Origin of the sequence: Phyllobacterium sp. SB3 (genome assembly GCF_040009165.1) — a bacterium.
GTDB lineage: Bacteria > Pseudomonadota > Alphaproteobacteria > Rhizobiales > Rhizobiaceae > Phyllobacterium.
This window is the reverse complement of record NZ_JBDYKI010000002.1, coordinates 523,327-543,365: the sequence shown is the minus strand read 5'-3', so window position 1 is coordinate 543,365 and position 20,039 is coordinate 523,327. Positions and strand designations below refer to the sequence as shown.

The window sequence follows — 20,039 nt, the reverse complement described above, 5'->3', positions numbered from 1 at the left end:
GCAGCAAATAATAGATCGATGAAACTGACATAATCTGCATCAGTTTCATCGATGAAATCGATCACTGAGGGTAATTTACTACCCTCTTTGATTAAGATTATTCAGGCTTTTTCGACAGTTTGCCGAAGTCATTATCCAGGCGCTCAAGGGCTGTGTTTATTACCTTCTGCTTATCGTCCACCCAAGCGGCTTGGGTTGCGACTTTATCCTTGGCGGCCTTTATCATGCGAACCATTTCCACTGGCTGCGGCCCGCCGACAGTGGCACGATTCTTGACGATGGCGACTGGATCGAGGGTTGCACGAAACTCCTCCTCGCTCATTGGCAAATCACTCGTAAACGTAGTTCCCTTGACGGCATCAGTGTAGATTTTCTTTGCCTCTGCATATGGAAAATCAAGCGGCTTGATGTTGTGTGATTTAGCAAAGTCCACAACTTCGGAAGCAAAATGATGCCCGACCCGGAAAGGCAGTTTGTATTTACGCATCAAAACATCGGCCAACTCTTGTGAGGCAGTCCAGTCACTATTCAGCTCTTCGAGCGAGCGGTCCGGGTCGATCACGAGCGAACCCAGGATTTTTTCCCAGCCCTTCAATGCTTTTATTGCGCTTTCAACAACTTCTGTGTTGGCATCCACGTCTTTTGGGTCAGACATGCCGGGTGTGATGTTGTGGGCTTGAATGATGGGACCTAGAGCTAAAGTGACAGCTGTTGAGGCATCCTGTCTTGTGGAGTTCAGAATTCCAGGATTGCGCTTTTGGGGCATTGCACTGGATACGTAAGTGTTGTTTCCACCTTCTTGCAGCAGTATCCAGGGACGTGGCTGCGCGTACTGTGTCATGATATCCTCAATGAACTGGCCAGTATGCAGAGCAATGCTTGTAACAATCGCTCCAACTTCGACCGGTTCATCGACCGACGATATTTGTGATGCATCGTAGGCGTTATCGACAATACCGCTAAAGCCAAGATAATCTGCCATCCGCGCGCGGTTAAGTGGCCAGCTTGTGCCGTTCAGCACGGTTGTCCCCATGGGGCTTCTGTCAATTCGGGCGTAAGTTTCCCTGATACGTTGAGCGTCGCGTTCAAGTCCTGCAGCGTGACCAAGCAGATAATGACCGAAACTATTCGGCTGGGCAGCCACGCCATTGGTGTAGTTGGGAACAATCGTATCAACATGACGCTCTGCCAGATCGACCATCACACTCGTTGTCTTGTCCAACTGAGTTGCAAGTCTCAGGAGATCATCGCGCAGGATAGCTGCCCTGTATGTCGCGTGCATGTCCTGACTGGAGCGCCCGGCATGAATTAACGTAACCTCCGGGCCAGCTGCATCAATGAGTAAAGGTTCGAACGAGATTACGGTTGACGGCCGCTTTGCTCCGGGTTCATTACCGTCCTTAATAACTTTTTCAAGTCCCGCAGCGATCTTCGGCGTAAGCTCTTTGTCTAGCAATCCTTCCTCGGAATTGATGACGATCGTTGCCTTGTTGATCATTCCCAACCAGAAGAATTCGTCTCTGGGCGATTTTTCTGCGGCAATTGCAACACCAGTGTGGACAGTTGCAGCCAGCGTCAGTGCATAAAGAATAGGTTTCATAAATACCTCCCGATGCCTGCGGTAGCACTTCAAGGGTGCCCCGCAGAACTCTCTTATTAGATTGGACGAATCTGAACGATCAGCTCGCCAATGCTAAGGCGTCCTCATCTGCGAAATCGCCATTCAGCGCTTGAGCCAGCTTATCCTTGTCAAGCTCGCCTTCCCAACGCGCCACGACAATTGTTGCCACCGCATTACCAACAAGATTGGTCAACGCACGGCATTCTGACATAAAACGGTCGATGCCGAGAATTAGCGCCATACCTGCAACCGGAACTGCCGGTACAACAGATAGCGTTGCTGCAAGGGTGATGAAGCCAGCACCCGTGATACCCGCTGCGCCCTTGGAACTTAGCATTGCTACGAGCAGGAGCAGAATTTGATCAGACAGACTGAGATCAATATTCGTTGCTTGCGCAATGAATAGAGCTGCCAGCGTCATATAAATGTTTGTACCGTCGAGATTGAACGAATAGCCGGTTGGAATAACAAGACCCACGACGGATTTCTTGCAGCCTGCCTTTTCCATTTTTGCCATTAGGGTGGGCAAGGCCGCCTCTGATGAACTCGTACCAAGAACGAGCAATAGCTCTTCCTTGATATAGCGGATCAGCGCCAGGATAGAAAAGCCGTTATACCAAGCGACTGCACCAAGAACGATGAGAACAAACAGTAGGGAAGTTAGATAAAAAGTACCGATCAGCATGATCAAATTTGCGACCGAACCGATACCATACTTTCCGATAGTGAAAGCCATAGCTCCGAATGCGCCTATTGGTGCGGCTTTCATCAATATGGCGACGAGTTTAAAGATTGGAGCAGAAAGCATCAGGAGGAAGTTGGTCACCGGTTCTGCTTTTTCACCGACCATAGCCAGTGAAAGACCAAACAGCACGGAGAAGAACAGTACCTGCAGAATATCACCCGATGCGAAAGCACCGACAATCGTGGTCGGGATGATATTGTTGAGGAATCCTATGATGCTTTGCTCGTGAGCCTGCTGTGTATAAGTTGCCACTGCCTTGGGATCGAGCGATGCGGGATCAATGTTCATGCCAGCGCCCGGCTGAACCACATTGGCAACTATCAGCCCAACGATCAAAGCGAGTGTAGAAAATGTCAGGAAGTAGATCATTGCCTTACCGGCCACACGACCAACTTTCTTAAGATCGCTCATTCCAGCAATGCCAGTAGATACTGTGAGAAAAATAACTGGCGCGATGATCATTTTCACGAGCTTAATAAAGGCATCGCCAAGCGGCTTCATGGCCGTGCCAATGTCGGGATAGTAATGCCCAAGCGCGATACCAATTGCTATGGCAACGAGTACCTGAAAATATAGATGGCTGTAGATTGGGGTCTTCTTTGATGGCTGCGGGCTGGCACTGCTCGCGTTGATTGTCACCGGACTCATGACTTCCTCCATGATGTGAGCCTCGTCTGACAGGGTCAACCTGCTAGCCTCCCAGGCTCAGTTAAAAGGGCGGGCCTACCGTCCTCTTCTCATGTGTTTGCAAGCTGTGTGCCAGTTTCTCAATATTTTGATATCTATTTGAAAATACTGATATTTATATTCTTTGACAACGTTCGCACGTTTTGGGTTGTGCGATTTACCGCTCGGTTCAGTTGAGTCTTGTGCGGATTTATGCACAAGTAAGTGCATGGAGGAAGCAATACAGTCCGAAACTTCATATCCCGCCAGTCTCTCTGGCTGGGTAACCAAAGCCGTACTGGGCGTGACAGCGGCGCTAATAGTCATAGCGTCACTATTCGTTGCAGCCGATTATGGTCGCGAACGCGGGTATCAAATCGTAACTGAGCGTGCCCAAAATACCGCTGAATTGAATGCCGTCCTTTTGCGTACCGTACTCGAGAAACAGCGGTCGATTCCCTTTGTACTGTCGCAGGATAGGGATGTTGTCAGTGCGCTCTCGACGCGAAGTGAAAGCGTTTTGCAACTTCTCAATCGTAAGCTGGAAAGTCTCATCGGAGGCACTGGTTCAGCTGTTATTTATCTGCTTGATGCCGACGGATTGGCTATTGCCGCGAGCAATTGGAATGAGCCGATCAGTTTCGTCGGGACCAATTACAGTTTTCGGCCCTATTATACGCGCGCTGTCAAGAATGGCAGTGCAGAACATTATGCTCTTGGAACCGTAAGCAAGCGGCCAGGCCTTTACATTTCAAAGCGGATTGATGGGCCAGCAGGATTGCTTGGTGTCCTCGTCGTTAAACTGGAGTTCGATGAAATTGAAGCGGATTGGCGCCGAAACAGCGACCCAACATTGGTAGTGGATCAACGTGGCATAGTATTGGTCACAAGCTTTCCCGATTGGCGCTTCATGACAGAAGGTGTAATTCCTGCGGATCGCATGGGCCCACTTCGCGAAAGCCTGCAATTTGGTGGTGCTCCATTGGTGCCGCTGGATATTTCTCCTGCCCTACCCGAAGCTGAGCCGGATATCGTCAGAGCGAGAATGCCGGGGGCCCCTTTTAGAAGGGAGTTTGTGCGGGTTCAAACACAGGTTCCGACTACAAGCTGGAAACTCCAATCATTGACGCCTGTTGCCCCAACGGTAACCGAGTCGGTTCGAACGGCGCAATTGATAGCACTACTCTTCCTCACTCCCCTTCTTGGTCTTACCGCATTTTTTCTCCGTCGCCGTGGATTGGCATTACGGCGCGCGCACGAACAAGAGGTGGCACGAGTTGAGCTAGAGCGCCGTGTTGCTGCCCGAACTGCTGATTTGAGTGCGGCACATGCCGAGTTGGTCATGCAGGCCGAAGAGCGCCAGAAAACCGAAACAAAGCTTCAATCCGTACAACTGGAGCTTGTGCAGGCGAACCGTTTGGCAATTTTGGGTCAAGTTACCGCAGGTGTTGCACATGAAATCAATCAACCGGTGGCTGCAATAAGATCCTATGCTGATAATGCGGCAACGTTTTTGGGGCGGAACCAGGTTGATTCAGCGAAAGATAACCTGAAGGCAATCGCTGGTCTCACGGAGCGCATTGGCAGTATTACCGATGAGCTTCGAACTTTTTCCCGCAAAGGCACTAGAGAATCCGGGCCAATCAGCGTCGGCAATATAATTGAGGGCGCTATGTTGCTCCTTGGGAGCAGATTTCGTCAGCGAGCCGGGCAAATCCTGACCGCAATGCCGCCGCCTGAAGTGAAGGTTCACGGAAACCGCATTCGGCTCGAACAAGTTTTGATCAACCTTATGCAAAACGCGCTGGAGGCAACCGAAGGAGGGCCGGAAAGCAAGATCAGTGTGCGCTACATAGTCGATAATGAAGAAGTACGATTGATTGTTGCCGATAACGGTCCCGGTATACCCGATGCCATCATGCAGATGCTATTCACGCCCTTTAACACATCAAAGGATCGAGGATTAGGGCTTGGACTGGTTATCTGTCATGACATCGTTGCTGAATATGGCGGACGCATTGAGGTCGAAAGCAGCTCCGATGGTACCGAATTCACTGTCCATTTGAAAAGGGTCATCTGATGGTGGATTTGAATCATGTTGCTTTTGTCGAGGATGACAATGACCTTCGTATTGCTAACTGCCAAACGCTTGAGTTGGCAGGCTTCAAGGTGCAGCCATTTTCAGATGCCATGGCTGCATTGCAATCATTGACGCCGGATTTTCCGGGAGTGGTGATTACCGATGTCAGAATGCCCCACATTGATGGGCTCGAATTGTTTCGCCGTTTGCGTGAAATGGATTCAGATCTGCCAGTTATCCTTATTACCGGACATGGTGATATCGATATGGCTGTAGAGGCGATCCACAAAGGCGCTTATGACTTCATTGCCAAGCCCTATCCCGCTGATCGCTTGGTACAAAGCATAATGCGGGCGCTGGAAAAGCGCAGGCTGGTCATGGAAAACCGTGCATTGCGTTTGGCGGTAGAAAACTCAAACGAAACATTGATCGGTCAAACACCGGTTATGCAAAACCTTCGAAAAACCCTGCGCCATGTCGCAGGTGCTGATGTAGACGTGTTGATTGCTGGCGAAACAGGCACCGGAAAGGAAGTTGTCGCTGGACTTTTGCATGAATGGAGTAGGCGAAAACAGGGCAACTTCGTTGCTCTCAATTGTGGGGCGTTGCCGGAAACAGTTATTGAGAGTGAGCTTTTTGGACATGAGGCCGGAGCTTTTACCGGTGCTCAGAAAAAGCGCGTCGGTCGTATCGAACATGCAAGTGGCGGGACCTTGTTTCTCGACGAAATTGAGAGCATGCCACTTTCGACACAGGTAAAACTTTTGCGGGTTCTGGAAACGCGGGAGATTACTCCTCTCGGTACCAACGAACATCGACCTGTCGATTTGCGCGTGGTCGCGGCGGCTAAAGTTGACTTGGGGAGTGCAGAGCAACGCGCTAATTTTCGTGAAGACTTATTCTATCGGCTCAATGTCGTGACAGTTTCAATTCCGCCACTTCGTGAGCGCCGTGATGATATCATGCTTCTGTTCACTCATTTTCTGCAGCGTGCGTCCTTGCGATTCAAGACGGAACCGCCCGAAATTACAGCTTCCACGCGCTCGTATCTTATTGAGCATGATTGGCCCGGGAACGTGCGTGAGCTGGTGCACTTTGCAGAACGGGCTGCCCTCGGCCTTGATACTATTGAGACGGCAAAACCAGAGACTGACAGCAATGGTTCGAGTTTGCCGCAAGCTGTGGAACTGTATGAGGAAAAGCTAATCCGGCAGGCTCTGGTACTACACAACGGAGATGTGCGCTCGACCATCGAAGCCTTGGGTATCCCAAGGAAGACCTTTTACGACAAATTGCAGCGCCACGGAATCGATCGGTCAGATTACGTTGCAGGCAAATAAAAGGTTAGCCAAAGAGGGCGATCGGCTTGGCACAGGCGCTCACGGAGAGCCGTTCTACCAGCGGACACTCCAGCTTGGTAACAGGATAACGATTGTTGGCCAAATTCAATGGAGTTTCCAACTGTTCGATAGCCCAGCGCCCCATAGCACGATGCGGTAGAACGGAAGTTGTCAATTGTGGGTGTAGATGCCGGGAGATTTCTTCATCGTCATAGCCGATCACCGAAATGTCTTCCGGAATACGCATGCCGGCTTCTTTCAACGCTTCGTAGCAGCCTATCGCGGTGCGGTCATTCTGGCAGAAAATGGCCGTTGGCCTGTCTTGCAGCATTAATAATTTTTTTGTCGCCTCATAACCAGCACTTGCCGACCAGTCACCTTCAATGACGAGCGCTGGATCGAATGGAATATCGGCGGTTGCCAATGCGCGGCGATAACCTTTGAGCCGGTCTTTTGCGGCTTCCATCCACGGTTCGCCGGTAATCGTTCCGATGCGACGATGGCCATGCTGAATCAGGTGGCGCGTTGAATGTTGCCCTCCAGCAATCTCGCTCGGAACAACTGCTGGAAATGCATAATCCAAGCTGTAACAATTTAACAGAATAACCGGCACATCAAGATCATAAACTGCTTGGGGCAGTGTTACTTCACGCGTGAAAATCGCCATATAGATCAGCGCCGATATGCCTTGGTCGCCAAGTGCTCGGAGTGTGCGGGGTTCCATCTCAGGATCATTGAGTGTCTGAGCGACAAGAATGATATTTCCGGCATTCCATGAGGCCTGACGGGCACCTTCAATTGCAACCACAGCTTCAGGGCTTGTTGCCAGTTGATCCACTACAAAACCGATTTTTCCGTCAGTTGCCGGTGCTGCTGCGTTGACCATATCGAGATGAGCGAAATTGGGTGCGGCATAGCCCAGCGATCTTGCTGCTTCGATTACCCGTTCGCGCATTTCTGTGGCAAGTTTGATACCGGGCGTCTTGTTTAAAACGAAAGAAACGGTCGCTTGAGAACACCCGGCAACGCGAGCAATATCGGTCATCGTCACACGCTTGCTAATACGCTTACGCCTTGGCGCAACGGATGAACGCTTCGGTTTTGCAGTGGTCTTTTTTTCCACTGTGTCGGTCATCTGAAGTGTCGCCCCTGACTTGAAAATGTTCAAACGTGTTTGCGCCGATAGTAGGAGAAGATTGTTCGACTAATCAACATAAATAATTATTGACTAATTATTATAAATGGAGATGATCGCCGTAGTGGGATCGCCACGAGCTTAGAACTTGCTCTAAATTTCTGGGAGGAAATTTCAATGAACATTACCCGTCGCACGCTATTCTTGACATCGGCAATTGGACTTGCAGCAACGATGGTTGCAGGCAGCGCTTTTGCTGCGTCACCTCCACTTAAGAAGAAAGACACCTATAAAGTCGGTTTCGCGCAGACAGAAAGCAATAATCCGTGGCGTTTGGCTCAGACAGCCAGCATGCAGGAAGAAGCCAAGAAGCGCGGTTGGCAGCTTGTTTACACTGATGCTGCCAGCTCCGCTGCCAAGCAGGTTGCGGATGTCAATTCGATGATCGCTCAAGGCGTAGACCTGATTTTCCTGGCTCCCCGCGAAGAAAAGCCACTAATCCCGGCAATCAAGGCTGCAAAGAATGCCGGTATTCCGGTTATCCTGCTTGACCGTAGCGTTGATCCGACACTCGCCAAGGCCGGTGAGGATTATGTCACGTTCATCGGTTCGGATTTCATTGAGGAAGGTCAGCGCGTTGCGGAGTGGCTTGTTGCCAATGCCAATGGCAAAACAAAGATTATCGAGCTTGAAGGCAGCACCGGTGCATCACCTGCCAACGACCGGAAGAAAGGCTTTGATGATGTGATTGCCAAGCATTCGGACTTCAAGATTTTGGCCTCGCAGACAGGCGACTTTGCTCGCGACAAAGGTCGCCAGGTTGCCGAAACGCTCCTTCAGGCACATCCGGATGCCGATGTGATTTACGCTCACAACGACGAGATGGCTATTGGAGCGATTTCCGCGATCGAGGCTGCGGGAAAAGTACCGGGCAAGGATATTATCGTCCTTTCGATTGATGGCGGTAAAGAAGCTGTGCAAGGCGTTGTCGATGGAAAGATCGCAGCTGTTGTTGAATGCAATCCACGTTTTGGACCAAAGGCATTTGATACGGCAGTGGCCTACGCAAATGGCGACCAAATTCCGGAAAAGATTATTAATCCGGATCAGTTCTACGACGCCAAGAACGCAAAAGAACTACTCAGCACCGCCTATTGATATTGCGGTTTGGCCAGCGCTCCAGGAGGAGCGCTGGCTTTCCTTTGCGCTTGGGAGATCATTTCACATGACTGTCCTGCTGTCGATGATCGGCATCGAGAAACGTTTCGCTGGAATTCCTGCGCTCTCCGGTGCGAGTTTCTCGGTGAACCACGGTGAAGTTCATGCTCTGATCGGGCAAAATGGTGCCGGAAAATCGACGCTTATCAAAGTGCTCACCGGCTATCATAAACGTGATTCAGGCGACGTCATGTTTGAAGGAAAGCCCTTTGAGGTTTTCTCGCCGCAACAGGCGCAGGCCAGCGGAATCAGCACGATCTATCAGGAAATCAATCTTGTTCCCTATAGATCCGTCACGGAGAACATCTGCCTTGGTCGTGAGGCTCGTCGCTATGGATTGCTAGACTGGAAGCGAATGCACAGGGAAGCCGAAGCACTGCTGCAAAGGTTCAATGTGCGTATGGACGTGCGGCGCCCATTGATGGAGTTTAACACTGCCACTCAGCAGATGGTGGCCATCGCCCGTGCGATCGGCTTTTCAGCCAAACTTGTTATCATGGATGAGCCGACTTCTTCGCTGGATGAACGAGAAGTTGCCGTGCTCTTCAACGTTATCCGCCAATTGAAAAATGAAGGCGTGTCGGTTGTATTTGTTAGCCACAAACTTGATGAACTCTACGCGGTCTGTGATCGCGTTACCATTATGCGCGATGGCAGGACGATCACAACCGCGGCCATGAGCGAAATCGACAAAATTGGCCTTGTTTCCTCAATGCTCGGGCGATCCATCGAAAAGACAGATGGACACGCGACAGCTTTTGGCAAAAGAGACAAAAAGAACATCGGAAAAGTCCTGCTTGCTGCCGACAATCTCGCTGTGAACCAATCCGTTCAAGACGTTACATTCAATGTTCGCAGTGGAGAGATTGCCGGTTTTGCCGGTTTGCTGGGTGCTGGTCGCACGGAAACTGCGCGTATGGTTTTCGGCATTGATCGCCCGCGAGCCGGATCGATGCAATTCGATGGCAAAGCCTATGATCCCAAGAAGCCTGCGGATGCAATTGCCGCCGGAATGGGTTTTTGTACCGAAGACAGAAAAAGCGAAGGCATCGTACCGGAGATGAGCGTTGCAGAAAATATGATGCTGGCGCTCATGCCAAAGCTCGCTAAGTCCGGCATCATCGATGAGAAGGCCCAACGGCAGATTGTTGAACGATTCATCAAGCAGTTGGGTATAAAATGTTCTGGTCCGGACCAGAAGGTTCGTGAACTTTCCGGAGGCAATCAGCAAAAAGTTTTGCTGGCGCGCTGGCTTGCAATGAACCCGCGCCTGCTCATTCTGGATGAGCCCACGCGCGGGATTGATGTTGGAGCTAAGGGGGAAATCCAGTCGCTGGTGAAATCGCTGGCCGATCAGGGCCTTGCGGTGTTGATGATCTCTTCGGAACTGGAAGAAGTTACCGAGGGAGCTGATCGCGTTTTTGTCCTGCGCGAAGGTGTCAGTGTAGCCGAGTTTGATAGGGATGAGGCCACGGAGAACGTCTTGATGGCCGCCATGGCGGAAGGCAGCGCGCCTCGCATCGAGGGGGCATCATCGTGACCGACACCACAAACCAAGCCCGTATTTTTGACCCGTTTGATTTTCTGGCGCGCTACGGCACGCTGATTGCACTGGCCTTATTGATCGTTTTCAACCTGGCATTTACGCGCAACTTTGCGTCGATGCAGACTGTGAACGTTAATCTCACACAGGTCTGCACGATTGTGATTGTCGCTGTTGGAATGACGCTGGTCATAGGTACCGGCGGCATTGATTTGTCTGTGGGTTCGCTCATGGCCATTTCAGGTGCTTTGGCGCCCATGATATTTCTGGGCAAGATCGTTCCCATCGAAAACGTCTACCTAGCGGTTGCTGCCGCGATGATAATCTCGGTTCTGGTTGCAGGTGCCTTCGGCTTATTCAATGGCTGGCTCATTGCGCGGTTTAGAATCCAACCGATTGTCGCAACTCTGGTTTTGTTTATTGCTGGACGCGGAATCGCTCAGGTTATGACCAATGGCAATCTCCAGACATTTCGCGTTCCGGAGTTTCAGCTCATAGGGCTTGGCCGGGTTTTCGGCATTCCCGTGCAGGTCATATTGATGGCGATTATGGTCATCGTGGCGGCATGGGTTTTAAAGCGCACGGTCTTCGGTCGCCAGATCATCGCGATTGGTGGCAATGAGCGCGCGGCGGAATTGTCAGGCATTGCCGTTTCGAAGGTCAAACTGGTTGTTTACGGGATCAGCGGGCTTTGCGCGGGGATCGCTGGCCTGGTGGTCATAGCAATCAATTCATCCAGCGATGCCAATCTTGTCGGCCTTGGCATGGAACTTGACGCCATTGCTGCGGTGGCGGTTGGTGGAACGTTGCTGAGTGGTGGCAAAGCGACAATTGTCGGCACATTGCTGGGAGCCATGACAATTCAGCTGGTGCGCTACACCCTGCTTTCAAATGGAGTGCCTGATGCTGCCGCGCTGGTTGTGAAAGCTGGCATCATCGTTCTTGCCGTGTGGATACAACAACAGGGCAGACACGCATGACTCAGGTAAAACTTATCAAGATGCTTGGAAGTTATGGAGTCGTTCTCGCACTGCTTTTGCTGATCCTGTTTGGCTGGGCGCGCTATGATTACTTTCTGGGCTTGTTCAATATCACCAGCGTGTTGCGCTACAACTCGATGTTCGCTTTGGTTGCTCTCGGTATGTGCTTTGTCATCATGACCGGCGGTATTGATCTCTCTGTAGGCTCGACAGCGGCACTTGGTAGTGTGGTCGCTGCTCTCGCTAGCCCGCATGGAGCATGGATTGGTTTGGGTGCTGGAGTGGGCGCAGGCCTTTGTGTCGGAGTCATCAATGCGCTTTTGGTTACACGATTGCGGATTATGCCGTTTGTCGCGACGTTGGCGATGATGTTGGCTGCAAGTGGCACAGCGCTGCTTCTGGCTGACAACCAATCAGTATCGGTCTCTTATGAAAGCGGGTTTACAACCATTGGACAGGAAAATTTCCTTGGTTTCCCCATTCCCGCCTGGATCGCGCTTGCAGCCTATATTGCAGGCTGGGTCATTCTGAATTTCACCAGTACTGGACGCGGCGTTCTCGCCGTGGGCGGCAATGAAGATGCTACACGGTTGATGGGGCTGCCTGCTGACCGGATCAAGTTTCTTGTTTATCTCGCCAGTGGTGGCCTTGCAGGATTGGCAGGTGTCATTCTTGCGTCCCAGTTCGGCGCGGGGCAGCCTATTGAAGGCGTTGGCTGGGAGCTTTTTGCAATTGCTGCGGTTGTTGTTGGCGGTACTTTGCTGACGGGCGGAGTCGGTTCGGTTGGTGCGACCCTCGCCGGTGTGCTTTTGCTCGGTATTCTCTTCAATGTGCTGAACTTCGAAAACGGCAAAGGCTGGATATCTCTTTCAGCCTATTGGCAGTCAGTCATTCGCGGCTTGTTCCTTTTGGTGGTGGTCATCTTACAGGCAAAACTTGCGTCGCGTAGCAGTGCCGCCGTCAAGGATCATTGAGTTGCGTGCCATAGCTAGCCCTCAGCCTTTCGGCATGTTCGAAGGCCAACCAGTCTTTCAAACGACCATATTTTCTCCGGCGGGAGCTGTGGCGAACATCCTGAATTGGGGAGCCATTATCAGGGATTTGCAAATTCCGCTCAAAGAAGGAGCTTTACAGCGGGTGGTGCTCGGTTTTGATGATTTTGACTCGTATCTGAACAGGTCCCCTTATTTCGGCGCTCTTGTCGGTCGCTATGCCAACCGGATTGCCAATGGTCAGTTCAAACTGAATGGCAGAGTCATAGAATTGGACCGAAATGAAAACGGAAAACAAACGCTCCATGGCGGGAGCGGTGGCGTTTCCCAGCGGCTTTGGGAAATAACTAACTGGACTACCTCATCGGTGACCCTTGGCATAAAACTGCCGGATGGCGATCAAGGATTTCCCGGCAATATGGAGGTGCGGTGCACATACGCCTTCGTGGCAGACACAACCTTAAGGCTATCAGTAGAAGCGGTGAGTGACGCCGCGACCGTCGCAAATTTCGCTCAGCACTCATATTTCAACATGGATGGTTCCACCGATGTTCGTGAGCATCGCCTGCGCATTTATTCGGATGCTTATACACCCGTTGATGCAAATCTAATACCCAAGGGTAATATCGCTGCTGTTGCTGCTACGGCTTTCGACTTCCGCAGGGAGCGCAAAATAGGCAATGTGGACGGGGACACATATGATCATAATTTTGTTTTGTCCGAGGCATTGGAGAACGGTTTACGTCCGGCTGCCTCGCTAACCGGTTGCAATGGTCTTTCGATGCAAGTCTTCACAAGTGAACCAGGTCTCCAGTTTTATGATGGGGCAATGATCCCTACCCTCACAGGTCTGGGTGGCGTGCGCTACACACCTCATGCGGGGGTCTGCTTGGAAGCCCAGAATTTCCCCGACAGCCCGAACCAGCCCAGCTTTCCAAGCACATTGCTTAATGCAGGCGAAACATACCGGCAAACGACGGAATTCCGCTTCAAAAACATGTAGTCAGTTGCCAACTACGCGTTCTCGTCTTATTCCAGTTGTCAGAACACTGGAGGAATTATGAGCACAAATGTTGCATTGACGGGTTTGGCGCGTGATATGCAGGCGCGCGCTGAAACGGGTCGCCCAATTCGTATCGGTCTGATTGGTTCGGGCGAAATGGGAACGGATATTGTTACGCGCGTTGCCCACATGCCGGGCATCGAAATCGGTGCTATTTCCGAATTGAACACATCCAATGCGCTTAAGGCGGTTGACATCGCCTATCGGGAAGAAGGGCATTCACGAGAGGTGTCCAATGCATCAACGCTCACAGAAGCAATGGAAGCCGGAAAGATCGCCGTCACAAATGATGCTAACCTCATACTTGAGAACGGTCTCATAGACGTTGTTATCGATGCGACAGGCGTACCAGCCGTGGGCGCGGAAATTGGCCTGCGGGCTATGGAGCATGGCAAGCATCTCGTCATGATGAATGTTGAGGCGGACGTGACTATCGGCGCCTATCTGAAAAGCGAAGCAGACCGTCTCGGTGTTACTTACTCTTTGGGCGCGGGTGACGAGCCTTCCTCTTGCATGGAGTTGATTGAGTTCGTCTCGGCAATGGGTCATCCAATTGTTGCTGCCGGTAAAGGCAAGAACAATCCGTTGAATATCGATGCAATTCCTGATGATTATGAGGAAGAAGCAGCGCGCCGCCATATGAATGTTCGTATGCTTGTCGAGTTTGTTGATGGCTCCAAGACCATGGTGGAAATGGCAGCCATCGCCAATGCCACAGGGCTTGTACCAGATAAACCCGGTATGCACGGTCCGGCGGCAACCCTCGACCAGCTTTCAAAAACGCTTATACCGGAAAAAGATGGTGGTCTCCTGTCCCGCGTGGGTGTCGTCGACTACTCAATCGGCAAGGGCGTTGCTCCGGGCGTGTTTGTCATTGCCGATATGTCTCACCCGCGCATATCGGAGCGCATGGAAGATTTGAAAATGGGCAAAGGTCCTTATTTCACCTTCCATCGCCCGTATCATCTGACGTCTCTTGAAGTACCCTTGACCTGTGCACGTGTCGTTCTTTATGGCAAGGCCGACATGGTACCTCTGGACAAGCCTGTCGCGGAAGTTTGCGCGGTAGCCAAGAAGGATTTGAAGCCCGGCGACAAGCTCGATGCAATTGGGGAATATTGCTATCGCGCCTGGATAATGACGGCTCCGGAAGCTCGTTCAGCTGGAGCAATTCCTTGCGGATTGTTGCAGGGCGGCACAGTGACGAGCCAGATTAAAAAGGGTGAGTTGATTACCAATGCCAATGCGGCTCCGGTTCCGGGATCAAAGATTGTGGAGCTACGGGCTCGGCAAGACAAGTTGGTCTACGGAGTTTAGATCAAGTTTTATTTCGTTCTCGTAACGAGTGAAATTTGTATATTTCAAACAGTGAGTTAGGCGGAGAAAAGTTCTTTCGCCTGATTTGCATTCAGTGTGTATAAATCAGGCCGTAATCTTGCAAAAAGCGTGTCAAGTACCAATATTAATAATTGGTTAACGACTGAGTCTTTGATGCAGGAGCGTGCCGTGCCAGCCTATCAAGTAAAGTTTGCTTATCTGACAAAGTACAAACAGTCCCGCCATCTGTTCCACCAACTGGTGATTGCGGATGATGAAGCCAGTGCGCTGGCCCAAGGTCGCCAGCTTATGAGTAAGCGCTCGCCCCAAGCCAGGATTGTACACGAAGCTTGTACGCTGCGTCCTGACAGCTCCGAAGTGGAGAGTGCAACTGCGCGTGGCTGGACACTGAATGATAATTGGTGGTCGCGTCCGATCAAACCGGATGATGATCTGGTGGCCATAGCAAAGCACGGGTTCACTCACAGCAACCATATCCATGCCAAGTCGGCGATGGACTGTGTAGCGATCGATAAATATGCGGCCTGACTAGAGGTCAGTCCGCACAGCCCATAACTCTGGAAATAACACGACATCGAGCATTTTGCGCAGATAGTTGACGCCGGAAGTGCCACCCGTCCCGGTTTTGAAACCAATAATGCGTTCTACTGTCGTCACGTGGTTGAAGCGCCAACGCCGGAAGTAGTCCTCGAAGTCAACCAGCTTTTCGGCAAGCTCGTAAAGTGGCCAATAGCCCTCCGGATCGCGATATACGGTCAACCAGGCAGCTCGGACGCTTTCGTTTGATGCGTAAGGCAATGAGCAATCACGCTCCAATATGGACGTATCGATATAAAACCCTTTTCGGGCCAGAAGACGGATGGACTGATCGTAGATACTGGGCGCATGCAGAATCTGTTCAAGCCACGCATGAATGTCAGTCTTGTGCGCATGTGGGCGCATCATTGCAGCGTTCTTGTTACCTGCCAAAAATTCAATTGCCCGGTATTGAAATGACTGGAATCCGGAAGACATCCCAAGTGCTTCACGAAATGTCGTGTACTCGCTGGGTGTCATTGTCCTCAATACGTCCCAGGCGGAATTCAACTGGTCGAGTATCCGGGAAACTCTCGCAAGCATTTTGAATGAGGGCGCCAGATCGTCCTTGGCAATATGATCGCAGACCGATGTCAACTCGTGAATGACCAGACGCATCCAGATTTCAGATGCCTGATGCTGTACGATGAACAGCATCTCATCATGTGCATCGGACAGGGGAGCTTGCGCTGTCAGTATCGTGTCGAGTCGCAGATAATCGCCGTATGACATCCGACCGTCGAATGACATTTGCGCACCTTCGCCTGAGGGATCGTAAGGCGTGCGGGTCATGTCACCGCTCCGAGAACGCGATATTCTTCCGCATCCCAGCTACGAGTTTTCAGAATATCTTTGAGAATTGTCACAGCCTTTTCTACATCGGCAAAGCTAAGATAGAGAGGGGTGAATCCAAAGCGGATGATATCGGGTGCCCGGAAATCACCGATCACTCCGCGGGCGATCAGTGCCTGCATAATGGCGTAACCATTCTCGCAGGAATAAGAAACCTGACTGCCCCGCATATCGGCTTCGCGCGGCGTTACCAGCGTTAGGCCGTACTCTGCCGCGAATGCGTCAATGCCTTCGATGAAATAGTCGCACAGTGCTATCGACTTGGTGCGGAGGGCCTCCATATCGACATTGTCCCAAAGGGATAGAGCTTCATCCAGAGCTACCATTCCGAGGACTTGTGGTGTTCCGCAGAGATATTGTTCTATGCCAGTGGACGGAGCATATGCGGTCTCGAAGTTGAAGGGTGCCCGATGTCCAAACCAACCGGACAGTGGCTGATTGAAAGCTCCCTGATGACGCGGGTTGACGTACAGAAATGCCGGAGCGCCCGGTCCACCGTTCAGATATTTATATCCGCATCCAATGGCGAAATCTGCGTCTGCGCTTGTTAAGTCAACCGGCATTGCGCCGGCTGAATGGGCAAGATCCCAGATGACGAGAACACCTTTATCGTGCGCTGCCTGCGTTATTGCCGCCATATCATGGCGATAGCCTGTGCGATAATTGACATGGGTGAGCATAAGAACAGCAACGTCGCGATCCAGCATGTTCGCAATGTCGTCTGGTGTATCGGCCAGAACCAGTTGATGACCCTTGCCAATCTGCCTGGCAACGCCCTCTGCAATATAAAGGTCTGTCGGAAAGTTCTCTTTTTCGGAGATGATCTTGCTGCGTTCTGTATTGAGGTCAAGAGCAGCTGACAGGACTTTAAAGAGGTTGATGGATGTACTGTCAGCGGCGACCACAGTGTTTTCCGCTGCGCCGATCAATCGGCCAATCTTGTTTCCCACCCGTTGAGGCAGATGTATCCAGTCGGCGCTGTTCCAACTGCGGATGAGTTGTTCTCCCCACTCCTCACTGATCGTTCTTGCAACCCGTTGTTTTACACTTTTTGGCAGTGCGCCAAGCGAATTGCCATCAAGATAAATCACGTTTGCGGGCAGTTCGAATCCGTCCCGAAATGATTTTAACGGATCGGATTGGTCGGCCAATATGGCTTTGGTATTTTTCATGGGTTCATTGTTCCATTAGGTTTCTGTGTCAACGGTGGTTATTCCGCTGGCGCGTGCGAGTTTCAAAAATGCCTCTTTGGCGAGGCGTACATGATCGATCATCAAAGCCTCAGCCTTCGCTTTGTCGCGTGCGAGTGCGGCTTCCAGAAGGGCTGTATGCGCATCGATACCCAATGCCTCCCGTGAAAGGACAGCTTCTTCGTCTCCCCGCCCCTCTGCGGTGCGATTGAGATGATCTATTCGCAAGATAATATGACGGCGATATCGCTGGAGTTGTGCCGTAGTCTGTTGTGCAAAATTCATGAGCCATTTCGACGACGTTCCGGCGATCAGCGCCAGATGAAATTCCGCATGTGCCAAGTCCCATGCGTCGATGGCTTCGGATTGGGAAAACGAATTCGGCGTGACACAAGTAGTCAGGCGATAGTGCGCGCTGACCAGATTTGCTTCCCAATCACGATTACCCTCGTCGATTGAGCGCGTCAGCAATTGAGTCTCGATAACAGACCGGGCAGTCTCGAGATCTTCGAGTTCCTCCAAGGTCATTGTCGCGACGCGGAAGCCCTTATTGGCTTCCGCCGTTACAAAGTTTTCAGCATGAAGGCGGTTCAGTGCCTCGCGCATGGGCGTAGCACTGGCCCCGAGTTCCTGTGCTATGGTCCGCAAACGCAGCGACTGGCCGGGACGCAGTTCCCCATTGAGTATGCGCGATCGCAATACTGTATAGAGTCCATCAGATTTGACGCTATCGGCCATTGCTTCCCTTTGTTATCCGTGGACCTTAATTCCGTATTGTATATCATTTCACGTTTGTTATACTATTTTCAAGCCACAGAGCGGAACACAAAAAAGGATAAGTTGTATGATTTCGGCAAACAAATTGACTGGCTTGGTGATCGGCACGGCATTGGGTCTAGCCTTTGGATTAAGTGCTGCAGCGGCGGAGACGAGAATTGGCATCGCTCAGTTCGGCAAACACCCGCAGTTGGATGAAACGGTTACTGCTTTCAAAGCCGAGTTGACCAAGCTGGGTGTAATCGATGCGGTTTATGATGAACTGCAGGTAAACTTCGATGCAACATTGATCCCGCAGATGGTGACCAAGCTCGCATCCAACAGCCCTAAACTTATTCTCGCTGTCACGACACCAGTTGCACAAGGTGCACGCCAGATCGTTGGCAATACCAATACACCCGTCGTTTTTGCTGCCGTTACTGATCCGGTTGCCGCCAAGCTGACACCCTCGTGGGAAGCTGGTGACAAGGCAATGACCGGCGCATCCGATTTGCAGGATGTGGCTTCCGTTATTACCTTTATCAAGAAGCTTCTGCCCGACGCAAAGCGCGTCGCCTATCTTTATAATCCCGGCGAAGACAATGACGTGGCTGTTCTCAAGCTGATGCAGGAAATCACGAAGGCGCAGGGTATGGAATTGGTTGAAGTCGGTCTCGACAACACCAATGATATTCCTATTCGCGTTGGTTCATTGGCTGGCAAGGCAGATGTAATCTACGTGCCGGGTTCCAATCTTGTTCAGCCAGCAGTACCGGCAGTCGCCGCCGCTGCCCTTAGCATCAACATTCCGGTTGTAAATGCATCTGCACAAGCCGTCCGTGATGGTCTTGTCGCAGCCGCCTTCGAGGTTTCCTATACCAAGGTTGGTCAGAATGCTGCAAAACTCGCGTCCGAGATTCTTGCCGGTAAATCAACAGAGAGCCTGGCTCCAATCAAGCCAGCCTACGAGGATCATGCAGCGGCAATAAATGAAGCCGTTTTGGCAAAAACCGGGCAAAAAGTTCCGGATAGCCTCAAGGATTGCGGTTGTTTCGTTAAATAAGCCTTCTCTTGCAAGCCATAAGCATATAGTTCCCGCCTCATAGCGCGGGAACTTTCATATTTATAGCGGCTCAGCGTCAAGGGGCTCACATGACCGATATGCTCTCCGTCAAGGGCGGCACAAAAATCTTCTACCGTGGTACGCAGGATGAACGGCGTGCTCTCGACGGATTGGATGTGACACTTAAATCCGGTGACTTTTGCATTGTCATTGGCAGTAATGGTGCGGGGAAATCGAGTTTCCTCAATGCTGTTTCCGGCAAGCTGCCACTGGACTCCGGCAAAATATCCATTGATGGTCAGGACGTCACAAGGCTGAATGCCCATCGGCGCGCACAGTTCATAGCGAGAGTCTTTCAGGATCCGATGATAGGTACGGCTCCTACTATGACAATCGGTGAAAATATGCTCCTCGCAGAGTTGCGGGGAAAACCGCGCGGGTTTTCTTATGGGCTTACAGCGGCCCGCCGCGCGCGATACAGCGAGCAACTGGCCGAACTGAACCTTGGGCTTGAGAATCGTCTCGATATGCAAGTCGGGCTGCTCTCCGGCGGGCAACGGCAGTCGCTTTCACTGGTTATGGCCGTTTCGACACATCCTAAATTATTGCTGCTGGATGAACACACAGCTGCTCTTGATCCACGTACCGCAAAGCTCGTCATGGATACAACCGTGCGTGCGGTCGACCAATTGAAACTCACGACAATGATGGTCACGCACAACATGGAGCACGCCATCAACTATGGTAACAGGATCATCATGATGGATGCCGGCAAGGTGCTTGTCGATATAGGTCCGGAGGAAAAGCGCGGTATCACCGTTCCAGACCTGATTGACCGGTTCCATACAAAGTCTGACGCAATCGCGTTGCAGGGGGCCTGA

At 51.5% G+C, this 20,039-nt stretch carries 17 protein-coding genes; 11 read left to right on the top strand and 6 right to left on the bottom strand.

Features of this window, described 5'->3' with window-relative positions:
* Positions 1-97: 97 nt before the first annotated feature.
* Positions 98-1,600, bottom strand: a complete 1,503-nt coding sequence (locus tag ABKW30_RS09105; RefSeq protein WP_348598514.1) for an argininosuccinate lyase — start codon at positions 1,598-1,600, stop codon at positions 98-100.
* Between the two features lie 79 nt (positions 1,601-1,679).
* Positions 1,680-3,014 (bottom strand): dicarboxylate/amino acid:cation symporter, encoded by a 1,335-nt coding sequence (locus tag ABKW30_RS09100; protein WP_348598512.1) that lies wholly within the window; start codon positions 3,012-3,014, stop codon positions 1,680-1,682.
* 247 nt (positions 3,015-3,261) lie between these two features.
* On the opposite strand from ABKW30_RS09100, the gene ABKW30_RS09095 reads away from it, so the two are divergent.
* The gene (locus ABKW30_RS09095; RefSeq protein WP_348598510.1) at positions 3,262-5,112 is read left to right on the top strand and encodes an ATP-binding protein; all 1,851 of its coding nucleotides are present in this window, start codon (positions 3,262-3,264) and stop codon (positions 5,110-5,112) included.
* Complete coding sequence (locus ABKW30_RS09090) at positions 5,112-6,452, top strand: sigma-54 dependent transcriptional regulator (RefSeq protein WP_348598507.1); 1,341 nt, start codon at positions 5,112-5,114, stop codon at positions 6,450-6,452. The genes ABKW30_RS09095 and ABKW30_RS09090 overlap by 1 nt, the downstream gene beginning before the upstream one ends.
* Before the next feature lie 4 nt (positions 6,453-6,456).
* Here the strand turns inward: ABKW30_RS09090 and ABKW30_RS09085 are convergent, their stop codons facing one another.
* Positions 6,457-7,497 (bottom strand): LacI family DNA-binding transcriptional regulator, encoded by a 1,041-nt coding sequence (locus tag ABKW30_RS09085; protein ID WP_348598993.1) that lies wholly within the window; start codon positions 7,495-7,497, stop codon positions 6,457-6,459.
* 267 nt (positions 7,498-7,764) lie between these two features.
* Here ABKW30_RS09085 and ABKW30_RS09080 point away from each other — a divergent pair, with 267 nt between their 5' ends.
* The 7 genes from ABKW30_RS09080 (at position 7,765) to ABKW30_RS09050 (ending at position 15,249) form a co-directional block, all read left to right on the top strand.
* The gene (locus ABKW30_RS09080) at positions 7,765-8,745 is read left to right on the top strand and encodes an ABC transporter substrate-binding protein (protein ID WP_348598505.1); all 981 of its coding nucleotides are present in this window, start codon (positions 7,765-7,767) and stop codon (positions 8,743-8,745) included.
* A 67-nt stretch (positions 8,746-8,812) separates the two neighbouring features.
* Positions 8,813-10,345 carry a sugar ABC transporter ATP-binding protein gene (locus tag ABKW30_RS09075; RefSeq protein ID WP_348598503.1) on the top strand — a complete coding sequence of 511 codons (1,533 nt, stop codon included), beginning with the start codon at positions 8,813-8,815 and terminating at the stop codon, positions 10,343-10,345.
* On the top strand, positions 10,342-11,328 hold the full coding sequence (locus ABKW30_RS09070; RefSeq protein ID WP_348598502.1) for an ABC transporter permease: 987 nt from the start codon (positions 10,342-10,344) through the stop codon (positions 11,326-11,328). The genes ABKW30_RS09075 and ABKW30_RS09070 overlap by 4 nt, the downstream gene beginning before the upstream one ends.
* The gene (locus tag ABKW30_RS09065) at positions 11,325-12,302 is read left to right on the top strand and encodes an ABC transporter permease (protein ID WP_348598500.1); all 978 of its coding nucleotides are present in this window, start codon (positions 11,325-11,327) and stop codon (positions 12,300-12,302) included. Before ABKW30_RS09070 ends, ABKW30_RS09065 begins: the two co-directional genes overlap by 4 nt.
* Before the next feature lies 1 nt (position 12,303).
* Entirely contained in the window at positions 12,304-13,323 is a 1,020-nt protein-coding gene (locus ABKW30_RS09060; protein ID WP_348598499.1) for an aldose epimerase family protein, read from the top strand.
* Between the two features lie 57 nt (positions 13,324-13,380).
* Entirely contained in the window at positions 13,381-14,700 is a 1,320-nt protein-coding gene (locus tag ABKW30_RS09055; protein ID WP_348598497.1) for an NAD(P)H-dependent oxidoreductase, read from the top strand.
* Positions 14,701-14,889: 189 nt separating this feature from the next.
* Entirely contained in the window at positions 14,890-15,249 is a 360-nt protein-coding gene (locus ABKW30_RS09050) for a hypothetical protein (RefSeq protein ID WP_348598495.1), read from the top strand.
* Here the strand turns inward: ABKW30_RS09050 and kynA are convergent, their stop codons facing one another.
* From kynA to ABKW30_RS09035, 3 genes are read right to left on the bottom strand one after another with little or no spacing between them, the layout of a single operon-like run.
* Entirely contained in the window at positions 15,250-16,089 is an 840-nt protein-coding gene (gene kynA, locus ABKW30_RS09045; RefSeq protein ID WP_348598493.1) for a tryptophan 2,3-dioxygenase, read from the bottom strand. It lies immediately after the preceding gene.
* Positions 16,086-17,321: a kynureninase gene (gene kynU / locus ABKW30_RS09040; RefSeq protein ID WP_348598492.1), complete on the bottom strand. Its 1,236-nt coding sequence runs from the start codon at positions 17,319-17,321 to the stop codon at positions 16,086-16,088. The genes kynA and kynU overlap by 4 nt, the downstream gene beginning before the upstream one ends.
* 15 nt (positions 17,322-17,336) lie before the next feature.
* Positions 17,337-18,077: a GntR family transcriptional regulator gene (locus ABKW30_RS09035; protein ID WP_348598490.1), complete on the bottom strand. Its 741-nt coding sequence runs from the start codon at positions 18,075-18,077 to the stop codon at positions 17,337-17,339.
* 106 nt (positions 18,078-18,183) lie between these two features.
* Here ABKW30_RS09035 and ABKW30_RS09030 point away from each other — a divergent pair, with 106 nt between their 5' ends.
* Positions 18,184-19,158: an ABC transporter substrate-binding protein gene (locus ABKW30_RS09030; protein WP_348598487.1), complete on the top strand. Its 975-nt coding sequence runs from the start codon at positions 18,184-18,186 to the stop codon at positions 19,156-19,158.
* Positions 19,159-19,256: 98 nt separating this feature from the next.
* The gene (locus tag ABKW30_RS09025; RefSeq protein ID WP_348598992.1) at positions 19,257-20,039 is read left to right on the top strand and encodes an ABC transporter ATP-binding protein; all 783 of its coding nucleotides are present in this window, start codon (positions 19,257-19,259) and stop codon (positions 20,037-20,039) included.